12 protein-coding genes are annotated in these 12247 nt (G+C 62.5%); 10 read left to right on the top strand and 2 right to left on the bottom strand.

The features are described from left to right. Positions 1–15 precede the first annotated feature (15 nt). The 9 genes from tssK to NKH52_RS28820 are packed head-to-tail and all read left to right on the top strand — an operon-like array spanning position 16 to position 10641. Positions 16–1350, top strand: a complete 1335-nt coding sequence (gene tssK / locus NKH52_RS28780; RefSeq protein WP_352735808.1) for a type VI secretion system baseplate subunit TssK — start codon at positions 16–18, stop codon at positions 1348–1350. A 4-nt stretch (positions 1351–1354) separates the two neighbouring features. Next, a complete protein-coding gene (icmH, locus tag NKH52_RS28785) occupies positions 1355–2677 on the top strand; it encodes a type IVB secretion system protein IcmH/DotU (protein ID WP_352735809.1) in 1323 nt (440 codons plus the stop codon). Position 2678: 1 nt separating this feature from the next. Continuing rightward, a complete protein-coding gene (gene tssM / locus NKH52_RS28790) occupies positions 2679–6215 on the top strand; it encodes a type VI secretion system membrane subunit TssM (RefSeq protein WP_352735810.1) in 3537 nt (1178 codons plus the stop codon). Next, positions 6212–6736 carry a type VI secretion system-associated protein TagF gene (gene tagF, locus NKH52_RS28795; RefSeq protein WP_352634207.1) on the top strand — a complete coding sequence of 175 codons (525 nt, stop codon included), beginning with the start codon at positions 6212–6214 and terminating at the stop codon, positions 6734–6736. The genes tssM and tagF overlap by 4 nt, the downstream gene beginning before the upstream one ends. Positions 6737–6765: 29 nt before the next feature. Next, the gene (locus NKH52_RS28800; RefSeq protein ID WP_352735831.1) at positions 6766–7584 is read left to right on the top strand and encodes a DUF4150 domain-containing protein; all 819 of its coding nucleotides are present in this window, start codon (positions 6766–6768) and stop codon (positions 7582–7584) included. 9 nt (positions 7585–7593) lie between these two features. Next, positions 7594–8028 carry a hypothetical protein gene (locus NKH52_RS28805; protein WP_352634203.1) on the top strand — a complete coding sequence of 145 codons (435 nt, stop codon included), beginning with the start codon at positions 7594–7596 and terminating at the stop codon, positions 8026–8028. A gap of 1 nt (position 8029) precedes the next feature. After that, entirely contained in the window at positions 8030–8521 is a 492-nt protein-coding gene (locus tag NKH52_RS28810) for a hypothetical protein (RefSeq protein ID WP_352634202.1), read from the top strand. Positions 8522–8524: 3 nt separating this feature from the next. Then, positions 8525–9604: a DUF2169 family type VI secretion system accessory protein gene (locus tag NKH52_RS28815; protein WP_352735811.1), complete on the top strand. Its 1080-nt coding sequence runs from the start codon at positions 8525–8527 to the stop codon at positions 9602–9604. Positions 9605–9612: 8 nt separating this feature from the next. Then, positions 9613–10641: a hypothetical protein gene (locus NKH52_RS28820; protein ID WP_352735812.1), complete on the top strand. Its 1029-nt coding sequence runs from the start codon at positions 9613–9615 to the stop codon at positions 10639–10641. 2 nt (positions 10642–10643) lie between these two features. Here NKH52_RS28820 and NKH52_RS28825 read toward each other — a convergent pair whose 3' ends face one another. Continuing rightward, positions 10644–11531, bottom strand: a complete 888-nt coding sequence (locus NKH52_RS28825; RefSeq protein ID WP_352735814.1) for a hypothetical protein — start codon at positions 11529–11531, stop codon at positions 10644–10646. A gap of 75 nt (positions 11532–11606) precedes the next feature. Between NKH52_RS28825 and NKH52_RS28830 the strand changes: the two genes are divergently transcribed. Further along, positions 11607–11825, top strand: a complete 219-nt coding sequence (locus tag NKH52_RS28830; RefSeq protein ID WP_352735815.1) for a hypothetical protein — start codon at positions 11607–11609, stop codon at positions 11823–11825. Here NKH52_RS28830 and NKH52_RS28835 read toward each other — a convergent pair. Beyond that, positions 11818–12243 (bottom strand): DUF6484 domain-containing protein, encoded by a 426-nt coding sequence (locus tag NKH52_RS28835; RefSeq protein ID WP_352634194.1) that lies wholly within the window; start codon positions 12241–12243, stop codon positions 11818–11820. The genes NKH52_RS28830 and NKH52_RS28835 overlap by 8 nt on opposite strands. Positions 12244–12247 lie beyond the last annotated feature (4 nt).

Consider the following 12247-nt stretch of genomic DNA (forward strand, 5'->3'; position numbering starts at 1 on the left):
GCAGAGAGTAGCGGCATGAGCAATGCAAACAGGGTGCTATGGTCCGAAGGGCTTTTCCTGCGGACCCAGCATTTCCAGCAGCAGGATCGCTTTTTCGAGGCGACGGTGCGCGGCGCGTTGCAGGCCGGGCAATTGCATACGTTCGGTTTCCAACAGCTGACGCTGGACCATGCGTTGCTGGAAGCCGGCCAGATCTCGATCCTGTCCGCGCGGGGCATCTTTCCGGATGGGACACCTTTTTCCATCCCGGACATGATGGACGCGCCGCGACCGCTGCCGATCACCCCTGACACGGGCGCCGGACCGGTGCTGATCGCCTTGCCGCTGGAGCCTCCGGGCGGTGTCGGCTTCGATCCGGCACACGCTGCCGCCTCGGGTGCGCGATATCATGGGCGGATCGTTTCGGTGCGTGACGCCGTCCAGGGCGGTTCAGACCCTGAAGAAATCGAAATTGCCCGGCCGCAGGCGTTGCTGCTCGCACCCGGCAAGTCGGTCGGTGGCTACACGGCCTTGCCGCTAGCCGACCTCAAGGGGATTCGAGCCGATGGCGGCGTCACCCTGGACGAGACCTTCCTGCCACCGACCTTGGTTACGGGCGCCGTGGCCTGGTACCGGCAATTGCTGCTGGAAGTTGTCACCGGCCTCGACCAGATCGCCGAGGCGCATGGCAAGATGGTCATGGGCGGACCTGGGCGCAGCGTCGAAGATTTGCTGATGCTCAATCTCGCCAATGCGGCACGTCCGCGGCTGGCCCACATGCTGGCTCAGGATGTGTTCCATCCAGCCGAGCTATACCTGGAACTTGCTGGGCTCGCCGGTTCGATGGCGACCTACGGATCGAGCGCGCGGCGGCTGGGCGAGTTGCCCGCCTACGATCACATGGCGCCTGGCCCCGCCTATTCGGCGCTGGCGGATGCGCTGCGCTCGCTCATCCTCAGCCTGCGTTACATCGAGCCCAAATCGCGTGCGCTGCCTGTCATGCGGCATTCGACCAATGTCTGGAAGATCCGTATCGACAATCCGAAGCTGCTTGTGGCCAGCCGGATCGTCATCCGGGTCGGTTCGGAGTTGTCGGAAGACGCGCTGCGCAAGATATTCGTCCATCAAGCAACCGTCGGCTCGGCCGACCAGTTCGAGGGCCTGTGGAAATCGCGTTTGCCCGGCATTCCGCTGAAACCGCTTCATTCCCAGCCGCGCGAGATTCCTTACGATGGCGATCGGTTATGCCTGGAACTGGACCAGAAAAGTGAGCACTGGGCGTCGCTGCTCGACGCTCCCGGCTTCGTCATCGGCGTTTCGGGCGTGTTGCCAAGCGAGCCGCAGGTGGACTGCTATTCGGTGAACAGGTGAGATCATGAGCCGCGATGATCCGTTCGGACTGTCGGAGGATCGCGAACGCACCCGCATTCGATTGACCGGCGCGCCGATGCCGCGGCCGATGGCGCCACCTTTGCCGACCGCGTCGGTAAAGCGCTCCCGCACCCATCCGAACGCACTCGTCAACGCATTTGCGCCCTTGCTCGAATTCGCTCCCGAGCTTGAAAGTGCGCTGCCGCCGGACAATCCGGAAGCATTGCGAACCCGGTTGCTCGAAGAACTGGTTCGGGCACGCGACACGGCTATGTCGGTCGGATCCTCAATGGAGCGCGCCGACCAGGCGGCCTGGGTGGTGGCGGCGTTGCTCGACGATCTGGCCCTGAACACGCCATGGGGCGGTGCCAGCGCCTGGCCGCGGCAGCCGCTTGTGGTCATGCTGCGCGGCGATGTCGATGCCGGCACGCAGTTCTTCACCCGTCTCGACGAACTCGAGCGCCATCCCAACCGTGATCGCGAATTGCTGGAACTGCAGTATCAATGCATGGCGCTTGGCTTTCGTGGCAAATACCGCGTGTCGGCCCGATCCGGCGACCGCTCCCTCAATGCCGTTCGCGTGGCGGCGGCACGCTTCCTACGCGATGCCGACGCCGAAGGCGCGCCACTGTCGCCAAACTGGAAAGGCGTGATCGCATCTGACGAGCCGCAGCGCTTCATCGTTCCGATCTGGGTCATGGCGCTCGGTGCGGCGGTTGCAGCCATGACAATCCATGTCGGGCTCTCGATGGCACTGAGCAGCCAGGCGGTCGAGCTCTCCACACTTGTTCGCGCACTGCCGCCGCCCGCGCGCGGCGACATCACCCGCACGTCGCCCGAGGTCGATGCCCCGCCGCCGGAGAAGGTGGATTTTGCGCTGTTGCCGGAATTTCAGGCCGGGGCGCCCGCCGACCTCAAATCCGCCCTCAGCGGCACCGAAAGCGTTTCGCTGGCCAAGCTGACGATCCAGGCCTCCAATCCCGAACTGTTCCAGTCGTCACGGCCACAACTGACCGAAGGCTTCGAGCCCCTGATCGGGTCGCTCGCCAAGGTGATCCTCGCCAACCAGGAGCTGATCGGAAACATCACCGTCGTCGGTCATACCGACAGCGTTCCCCTGCAAAAGACCAATCCGCTGTCGACCAACCAGCGACTGTCGGAGGCTCGCGCCCAGACGATTGCCGACATGCTGGTCCAGAACGGAGTGCCGCGGGATCGCGTCCATTCCGAGGGCCGCGCGGCAACCGATCCAGTCGCCACCGACAGCACGCGCGAGGGGCGGGCCTTGAACCGCCGCGTCGAGGTGCTTGTCGAAAAGAGGCTGTGAGATGTTCATCCTGCGCTTCCTTTGGGCTGTCCTGACATCACGCTGGCTATGGACGCTGATCGGCCTCACGCTGCTTTCCCTGGTCATCTGGGTGTTCGGTCCGATCGTCAGGGTCGGTCCCTATGAACCGTTCGCCTCTGATAACGTGCGCATCGTCATCATTGCGCTGCTGGTCATCTTCTGGCTGATCTGGCTGATCGTCGCCCAGCGCCGGGCGATCCGCGCCAACCGCATGTTCGTCGCCGAGATTGCCGCGCCGGTGGTGGAAAAGCCGCTCAGACCCGGCGAAGAGAATGTCGCGGCCGTCGGTGCCAAGTTCGCCGAGGTGATGGCCGAACTGAAGCGCCGCAAGCTGGGCGGACGAAAGTTTCTGCGCGAAATGCCATGGTATGTGATCGTCGGGCCGCCGGCCACCGGCAAGACCACGGCCTTGCGGCAGTCCGGCCTGAATTTTCCGATCGACCTCACCGACGACCTGCAGGGGGTCGGCGGCACGCGCAACTGCGACTGGTTCTTTTCCGAACACGCGGTTCTGATCGACACCGCCGGCCGCTATGTCCAGCAGGAGAGCCAGCCCGATGTGGACGCGGTTGAATGGCTGGGCTTCCTCGACCTGTTGAAAAAGCACCGCGGACGCCGCGCGCTGAACGGCGTGATCGTCGCGCTTTCGATCGACGTGCTTTCGGAGGGCGATGAAGCCATCAAGGCGCACGGCCGCAAGATCCGGCGCCGGTTGGCCGAGCTCAACGACCGGCTCGAAATCCGCCTTCCGGTCTATCTGATGCTGACCAAGGCCGATCTGATCAAGGGTTTCGAGGCTTTCTTCGGCGGCTTGTCCACGGCTTCGCGGGAGCAGGTGTGGGGGACCACCTTCGCGCTGGATGCGCGTGTCGATGCCAAGACCATCGAACGGGAAATTTCCACGCTGGCGACTGAACTCGAGCGGCGGCTGGTGCCGAGGCTGGAAGATGAGGACAAACTCGCCGCCCGTGCCGAGATTTTCCGGTTTCCCGCCCAGCTCGCAAGTCTGTCTGAACCGATACAGGTGCTGGTCGAGGCGATGTTCGGAGAAAGCCGGTATGAAGAGGTCGCCTGGCTGCGCGGGCTCTATCTGACATCGGCGACGCAGGAAGGAGCGCCCATCGACCGACTGACCGCGGCGCTGTCTTCGTCCTTCGGACTTCCGCCGCGGCGGGCGCTGCCCGCACCAAGGTTCGAGAAACGCAGCTTTTTCCTGAAGAACCTGCTGACTGAAGTCATCTTCAAGGAAGCGGGCCTCGGCACGTTCGACCCAATGGCGCAACGTCGCCGCGCCTGGATCTGGCGGGGTGCGGCAGCCGCTTGCGCGGCGGCGGCATTGTTGGCCGGTGGGTTGTTCACCTGGTCCTATTTTGACAACCGCAATGCGATAACGGCCCAGGCAGGCCAGTTCGAAGCGCTACAGACGCCGCTGACCTCCATCGCTGCAACCCCGGCATCGGTGGAGCAGCCCGCCATGGGCGGCGCGCTCGATGCGATGGACGCGGTTGCGAATGCCCGGACGGCACCGCCGGGTGCTGCCCAGGACCTGCTGGGGCCATCGGCCTCGGCGGAACTGACGCGGGCACAGACCGACGCCTACGACCACGCGCTGCGCAACATCCTCGAGCCACGCATGGTCGCACTGCTCGAGGCAACGATGTGGCGGCAGATCCGCGACCCGGATTTCATGCTCGGCGCTCTCAAGACCTATCGCATGATGACGGGTCTGTCGCAGATGGATACCGACTACGCCCAGAACTGGTGGGTGAACAGCCTGCCCGAATTCGCGGCCGCGGCACCATTTCCGACCGCCGATGCCGAAGAGCATCAGCTTGCCGCCATCCGCCGGATGGCGGTCGACGAAAGCTATATCGCGCCCGACCAAGCCCTGGTTGCCGAAGCGCTGAAAACGGTGTGCACGATTTCGTTGCCGGCACGCGCCTACAAGCAGTTGCTGGCCGATCCGGCGGTGGCCGGGTTAAAAGACTGGATTCCGGCCAATTTCGCCGGCCCCAATGGCGGCAAGGTGTTTGCGCGGCGTTCCGACAAGACACTTCGCGCCGGCGTTTCGGGGGCGTTCACCTACGCCGGCTTCCATGATGCCGTTCTAGACCGGATCGAGGACGTGGCAGCACAAGCGGCGCTGGATCGGGCGGTCTTCGCCGGCGGCTGCTCCGAGAACTCCGAAACCTCCGTATCGGCACTGTCGGAGGATATCCTGAAGCTCTATTATGACGACTATATCGCGCAGTGGGATAGCTTCCTGCGCGATATGAGGCTGGCGCCGTTGACCGATCTCAATGTCGCCAGTGAGAATCTGAAGGATCTCTCCAGCGCCGATTCAGCGTTGAAACGCCTGCTCACCGCGGTCGTTCAGGAAACTGACCTTACCCGGTCCGATGAAGCGCCGGCCGACGACAAGGCTGCGGCCAAGGGCGGCTCGAAATTGCTCGGCAAACTCGGCAAGCTTGGCAAGATCGTGAAAACGGGGGCAAAGCTGCTTCCACGCGCGGGCTCAGCCGACGAGGTGGACCTTACCGGCAATCTGGTGGCCGAGCACTTCAAGCCACTCAAGGGTGCAATCGCCGAGGTCGACGGCCAGCCGCCGGCACTCGACGCCGCAGTGGTGGCTCTGACGGCGCTGTCCAACGTGCTGCAGACGGTGACGGCCAATCCCGACCCTCAGGACGCCATCAAGAAGCAGGGCGGCCTCGCCGAGCTGACGGGAGCGGTCGCCAGGCAAGCGCAAATCCTGCCCGATCCGATCGACGACTGGCTCGGCGGTGTCGCCGGCGACACCAGCGGGTTGACGCAAAAGGCGGTCACCTCGGAACTCAATGCCATCTGGCGCGCCGACATCCTGCCCTTCTGCCAGGCGGCGCTGACCGACCGCTACCCCTTCAGCCCCGATAGTGCGGTGGACGTCAACGTCCGTGATTTCGCCCGCCTGTTCGGACCGGCCGGGCTGATCGACGGTTTCATCAACGACCACCTGATCAACTATGTCGATATGACCAGCCAACCATGGAAATGGCGCGCCGATTTCGGCCTCGATGCTTCGGCGCTGGCGGCGTTCGAGCAGGCCAGGCACATCCGCGACGATCTGTTTCCCGGTGGGACCGGACCGGTGATGAGCTTCACGCTCGAACCGAAGGACCTATCTCCCAACGTCACGCGCGTCACGCTCAATCTCGATGGCCAGAGCCTCGTCTACTACAACAACGCAACACGGCCGCAACCGATGACCTGGCCCGGCAAGGACGGCACCGGGGTCATCTCACTCGCCTTCCAGCCGATCGACGGATCGCCCGAAATCCTCCTCAACGAGACCGGCAGCTGGGCCTGGCTGAGGATGCTGCGTAGCGGCCGTTTCGCAGGAACTTCGCTGACTGATGTCTACAGCCTACGCCTGGGCACGAAGGGAATGTGGGCCGATTTCGAGCTCAAGGCGGCAAGCGTCGAAAACCCCTACAACCTGCAAATGTTCAAGAAATTCTCATGTCCACCGCAGATATGACAACCGGCTTCTTCGGCAAGATCCCGGCGACCGGAGATTTCGTCGCCTGGAACCTGCCGCGCACCTTTATCGACCGCTGGGACCGCTGGATGTCGATGGAATTGCTGGCGCGGCCTGATGAAGGGGAACTCGATTCACGAGTATGGCGCTTCACCGTGCCCGCGGCGATTTTCTGTGAACAGTCTTGCGCAGGCGTCTGGCGCATGAGCGAGGATCGCGTCGGGCGAAGATATCCGTTCGCGATCGTGGCGATAGGGCCGGTACCGGACATGGCCGCCCCATGGTTCGACGAGATTCATGAAATCGCCCGTGCCGCAATCGACCAGGGGTGGCTGGCGGCGGCCATCGAAGGAAAGCTGGCTGCTATAGCAGCGCCGGTTGCGAGTCCGTTGGAGGTCGACTTGGTCTTTTGGAGCGATGACTGGGAAGTGAAGGAATTCAGGTTCCGAGACATTCATGACCTGGCGGCCAATGCGTTGCCGGCAATGCGCGCGGCACCGATGCAGACGGAGATATTCTAGACATGGCGATTACCGTCTTTGCCGAGAAAATGGGACTGTTCCACAAGGGAAGCGGTGGCAAGGGTATAGCGCCCGGTGACGTTTGCCTGTCGCCGCCGCCGCCGCCCGCCGGACCGGTTCCGGTTCCGTATGTCAACATGATGTCGGCATCCGACCTGATCAAAGGAAGCAAATCGTTCAAGGCGGATGGAAATCCGACCGCGTTGGAGAACGCCTCGGAAGTCTCGATGAGCACCGGCAACGAGCCTGCGACGCCCGGCCTTGGCGCAGGTGTGATCACGCACAAGATCAAGGGCAAGGCCGCTTTCATGCTTTGGTCTTTCACCGTCAAGGTGGAGGGCAAAGGGGTTTGCCGCCACGGCGATATGGTGGGTCAGAACGAGGCGAGCGACCCCTGCAATGGGCTCGACGGCGCGGCTTTGGTCTCGCTTCTCGCAGCTATCCCGGCGGACGCCAAGGGTAAGAAATGCCCGCCCTACAAGCGCTCCGAGCATGCGCCCGATATCACCTCCGAACAGGATGACGAAGTTCACGGCGAGGATTGCTGGGAATGCGGCGGGAAATGGCTGCCGTCCGAGGACGACTACAAGACGGCCGGACGCGGCAAGTTCGCAAATCGTGACAAAGCGGCCATGACGCCCGATCACCAACCGCCAATGAAGACCGCATGGGAAAATGGCGCGTGTCATCTGCCTGAACCGCCGCCCGCCGACCCTTCCGGGTTCAAGAAGCATTTCGCCAAGCCCGAATGTGTGAAACCGCATTGCCGGAAATGCGCTTGTTCGCAGGGCGGTAACACGAACGGCATAATTGCCGAACATGCACGAACGCTGGCCAAGATGATGTGAGGAAAGACGATGGACGAAACGCTTCAAGCCATTCAAGCCTCCTACATCAGCGAGCTGAAGAAAGAGATTCCGAGGATTAAAAAGTGGTGGACGAAAAGCCTGAAGGAGAACACGGAAAAGAGTTATCCCGACAAGCTTGTTGTGGACTTCGATCTGCGTTGGCCGTCGGGAATGGGGGGGCATCCACGCCTGATCGAGATCTTCAGGAGATATTTCCTGGCTGCCGAGGCCCGCAATCTGGAATTGGAGGAAGCTGGCAGACGATATGAAGAGAAACCGGTCGTGGAAGAATGGGGAGTCGATACAGAACCGGCGTCGCGTGAAAACGTGCCTCCGATTGACCTTCTCCTCAACGATCTTGCCAGTGAGCACCAAGACCTCCACCGTGTGATGCGAACCATGCAGTTCATTCCAATGGGAATGAAGGATGGAGAAATCGTCTAAAATGGCCCTGGAAACGATTCACAACGTGGAGAAGGGCCTATCCAGGCTCTACTGTTCGCCGACCGACGTCGACACCCTGCTCCGGCAGGGCGCGGCCAAACCTTTGGCCGAAGCAGGCTCAGACCATCGGCAACTCTTCAGCGAATATCTTGAGGGCCTGAGCATAGTCTATCCAATTGCCGCAGAATGGTGGTCGGGCCTGATCGATGCACAGGCGCGTGAAAACAGCCAGGAACGGGACAGCGCGGTGCGGATGGCCTTTTTGCGCCGTGTTGCCGGCCCGGCATCCGATCCTCAGTTCGTTGCGCTGATCCGTGAATTCTGGCTTCGGTGCGTGGCGCTAAACGCGTCCTTGGCCGAAGGCGACAAGGTGCCGCCTCAGGTACTCCTGTTAGGATGGCTCGTGGAAGCGGAGCGCAGCGATTTCGTTTGTCTCGTCACGTGTATGCCCTATTGGCCGATCGGTCTCGACGCGAAGGGAAACTGGTGCTGACCAATGGCGTTCAACGTTTGGCTCGAAAACCGAACACCTTTTGAAGCCGCCACGAACGTTCAGGTCGACCTGAACGGTCAAGAAGTTCTCGTCGCCATCTTCTCGGCAAGCTTTTCCCCGTCGGACAATGGCCAACTTATTGCTGCTGAAGAACAACTTCCTGTCGCGCTCTGCGACACCTGGTTCGGAGACCCGGCATCGTCCTCAACCCGCTATGAGGCCGATATCGTTCCGGTCAAGCCAGCGGCGGAAATTATCATTATTGGCACCGCGCATGCGCCGAATGGAAAGCCGGTCCGCGAGATGCAGGCCGGGTTCATGTTCGCCGGTTTGCGAAAAGTGCTTAATGTCGTTGGCGATCGGATTTATGATGCCGGCAGTTACTCCCAGCCCCGACCATTCAACAGCATGCCTATCGTCTATGAGCGTGCCTATGGCGGGACAATTCCGAACGGTCCGATGGACCGGCGCAATCCATTGGGAGTGGGCTATCGACATGCCGCCTCTGCCGATCCCGAGGTCCGAACGCAAGCCCCCAACATCACGTATCCCGATGAACCATTCACAAGCCCTTCGGATCGGCCACGGCCGGCGGGGTTTGGTCCGCTCGGCCGCTCCTGGTTGCCCCGTCTGCCTCTGGCGGGGACCTATGACGAAGCATGGCTCGCCTCGCAGTGGCCCTTGCCGCCCAAGGATTACAATGTCCGCTACAATCTTTGTACGCCGTCGGACCAACATTTGCCCGAAATCAGTGGTGGAGAAAATGTCGCGATCGTTGGAATGACGCCAAGCGGGCGCTGGGATTTTCGTATTCCAAAGGTCGTGGCACCGATCAAGCTCATATATGCAGACCGGGTGGAAGAGAGAGTCTTTCGACCAGATACGGTACTGATCGAGCCCAACCTTTCCAGGGTGACGCTCAAGGCACGGCTTGCCATCGTTACACGCCGTAGTGCCAAGCCGCTGTTGCAGATCGCCTTCGGTCATGTGACGCCCGGCTACATTCTTGCTGTGCGCAGGCGCAAGGCTTATGTCCATCCTGGCAAAGGGGCGCCACCGCAGCCCCAAGCCTGGTCGGCATGAAGCGGCCCTTGTATATCGCCGGATGCGGTGCGGTCACGGCGGCTGGACTCGATTCCCGCCAAACCCTGGCCGCCATCCGTGCAAATCTGAGCGCGGTCGAAGTCCAGGGCTTTTTCAATCTTGGTTTGAGCCAGGTGGTTTCACGCATACCGGCGCATCATGAATTGCGAAAGACTCACGCAGCATGGCTGATAAACATGGCCTCCCGTGCCATAGGCGAGGCGCTACGAACCGGCACGGTCGGCTCAGAGGCGACGGCCATCCTTCTTACTCCTCCGGAGAGTTTTCGCGATCACCCAGCATATGCCGACATTCCCGTCTCCGGCTTTCTTGCGGCCGTGATCGGGGCGACCGGCAATCGCTTCCATTCCGCCTCACGTGCGATCGATGGCGGCGCGGCCGCCACCTTAAGTCTTCTCGATCAAGCTGTGGAATTGTTGGAACGGCAAGACGTCGGACAGGTTCTGCTTGGCGGCGTCGACAGTCTGATCAACGACGCCGATCTTTCCCGTCTCAGCCAAACTGGCCGCCTCAAGGGTCCGGATAACCCGCAAGGCTTGGTGCCTGGCGAAGCCGCGGCTTTTGTCCGACTGACACTAGAGCCGAAGGGAAAGGCTGCCATACAGGCTGCCATCCTTGGGGTTGGCACGGCGCAGGAAGGCGACAGCGTTCTATCGGATCGCTTTAGCCAGGGGCGGGCAATGCTTGGCGCCTTGCGCGACGCGGTGATCGGCTCAAGTCGGTCCGAACCCGACATCAACTTCATCGTCAGCAATGGCAATGGCGAACGCTACAGCGGCTGGGAAACGATGATCGCCCATCCTCGTTTCTACCGTACCCGCCGCGAGATTCTGCCTACCGCCTATCACGCAATGACCGTCGGCGATATCGGGGCTGCCGGCGGAGCGCTGGCTCTGGTGCTCGCGGCCGACAGCTTCTTGAACGACTATGCGCCGGGGCCGACCGCCATCTGTGAGGTGGCCTCCGAAGGGGGACTACGCGCCGCCGCGGTGCTGACCCGGATGAACCGCGGCTGAACTCACATCCAGGCCGGGAAGCGGCGCGTCCTGCGCCAATCGGCCAGAGGCGCGTCCGGCTCGGCGAGTGCTGCGCGCAACGCATCCAGCCGAAGCCTGCGCATCGAATGGAATGGCTCGTGATTGCGCCCACCGCGCGCCTCGTCCCACCATGCCGCCACGCGATCCGCGACCGGAAGCGGGCCGTCCGTCAGGGATTCAAATTCCTTGCCGAGCACGGCCGGGTCTATCGTGAACAGGTCGGTATCATTGAAATCCACATCGAAAAGATCGCGCAGCGCCAGCCCGGCGGCGAAGACAAGCTCTGGCTCACGCATCTTGGCGATCAGCCAAGGCATGACTGACCGGTCGCCAAAGAGGCTGATTGCCGCTGTCGCGATGGCGCGCAAGGCAGGCTGCTTCAGGCGGTCCTGCAACCAGCCCCTGCCGGTCTTCAGCGGCGTCGTCAGAAGGCGCATCTCGATCGCCGCGGGCGCGAGGCTCGGCTCTGCCAGAACGATCCGGTCGAGTACCGGGTGAGCCGAGCGCGCTTCGCCAAGAAGGCAAGCCGCAAGGGCGGCCGTCAGGCGTTCCTTCGGCGTGTCGCCGTCAAGTCCAGCCAGGACTGCCGGAAGAAGATCGCGCCGTTTGAGTCCGCCGGCGAGCCGATACGCACGTCGGCGTACGCCGGCGTCGCGGTTGACCAGCAGATCATCAAGGCGCGCGCCAGGATCAACGCGATGATGCCAGAGCGCCGCGAGACCGAGCCTACGCAGTAGCGTGTCGCGCGTGTCCAGCCATTCGGCTACGAACGGGCGTAGATTTTCGCGCGGTGCGCGCGCGATTGCGCCGGACAGGCTTGACACGCCAACCTCGCCCAGGCCGGCGACGGCCTCGATCGCCGATGCCACAGCCTCGGCCTCGCCCCAACGCAGCGAGAGCGCGCCGAGGACGAAAAGCTCGCCAGGTTCTGGATAATCGGCGAAATGCGCCCGTGCCGCTTCCCAGCCGGCCTTGCCGGCAGCCATGAGCCCTTCGAGATTGGCTTCGAGACGCTGGTCGATGCGGCCGATGTCCGTCTCATCGAGGATTGGCCCGTCGATTTCCCGACATCGGCGATGCCAGAGGAAAGCCGCATCTCCGGCGTGCTGATCCACTATGGCAGCGATCGTCGCGACGCGATGCATCGGCAATGCCTCAGTTGAGATGCACGGCCCCGCCGCGAATACGGTTGGTCCCACTCGCCTGGCTGGTCAACTGGGTGCCGCGAATGGTGATATGCCCATCCTTTTCCAGGATGATCGACGCCAGGCCGCAGCGCAATTCTATGCGCTGATTGCCAGTTATGGATACCCGTTTGCCGTCCCGGATGATCTGTGGATCCTTGTTCTTGCGCACAGGTTCGACAATGCGGCCGACGACGAGCGGCCGCTGGGGGTCGCCGCCCTCGAAAAGCAAGGCCACTTCGGAGCCGACGGCGGCGGCGTCCAGTTCGGCAAGGCTGCGCGCTGGGATCGCGGTCTGGCGAGGATTGCCGACAAACACAACCAGCGGCGCGCCGTCAGCGAAGCCGATGAGCAGTCCGATGACGACACCGTCAATGCGATCAATCACCCTCATCATCAAC

Origin of the sequence: Mesorhizobium sp. M1066 (assembly GCF_040318635.1) — a bacterium.
In the GTDB taxonomy this organism is placed as follows: domain Bacteria; phylum Pseudomonadota; class Alphaproteobacteria; order Rhizobiales; family Rhizobiaceae; genus Mesorhizobium.

What these genes read in the sequence shown, in the direction of transcription:
- NKH52_RS28815 (WP_352735811.1), top strand. Translation starts at nt 8,525, where the DNA reads ATGGCGTTCAACGTTTGGCTCGAAAACCGAACACCTTTTGAAGCCGCC.
- tagF (WP_352634207.1), top strand. Translation starts at nt 6,212, where the DNA reads ATGACAACCGGCTTCTTCGGCAAGATCCCGGCGACCGGAGATTTCGTC.
- NKH52_RS28800 (WP_352735831.1), top strand. Translation starts at nt 6,766, where the DNA reads ATGGGACTGTTCCACAAGGGAAGCGGTGGCAAGGGTATAGCGCCCGGT.
- NKH52_RS28835 (WP_352634194.1), bottom strand. Translation starts at nt 12,243, where the DNA reads ATGATGAGGGTGATTGATCGCATTGACGGTGTCGTCATCGGACTGCTC.
- icmH (WP_352735809.1), top strand. Translation starts at nt 1,355, where the DNA reads ATGAGCCGCGATGATCCGTTCGGACTGTCGGAGGATCGCGAACGCACC.
- NKH52_RS28830 (WP_352735815.1), top strand. Translation starts at nt 11,607, where the DNA reads ATGCGCCCGTGCCGCTTCCCAGCCGGCCTTGCCGGCAGCCATGAGCCC.
- tssM (WP_352735810.1), top strand. Translation starts at nt 2,679, where the DNA reads ATGTTCATCCTGCGCTTCCTTTGGGCTGTCCTGACATCACGCTGGCTA.
- NKH52_RS28805 (WP_352634203.1), top strand. Translation starts at nt 7,594, where the DNA reads ATGGACGAAACGCTTCAAGCCATTCAAGCCTCCTACATCAGCGAGCTG.
- NKH52_RS28810 (WP_352634202.1), top strand. Translation starts at nt 8,030, where the DNA reads ATGGCCCTGGAAACGATTCACAACGTGGAGAAGGGCCTATCCAGGCTC.
- tssK (WP_352735808.1), top strand. Translation starts at nt 16, where the DNA reads ATGAGCAATGCAAACAGGGTGCTATGGTCCGAAGGGCTTTTCCTGCGG.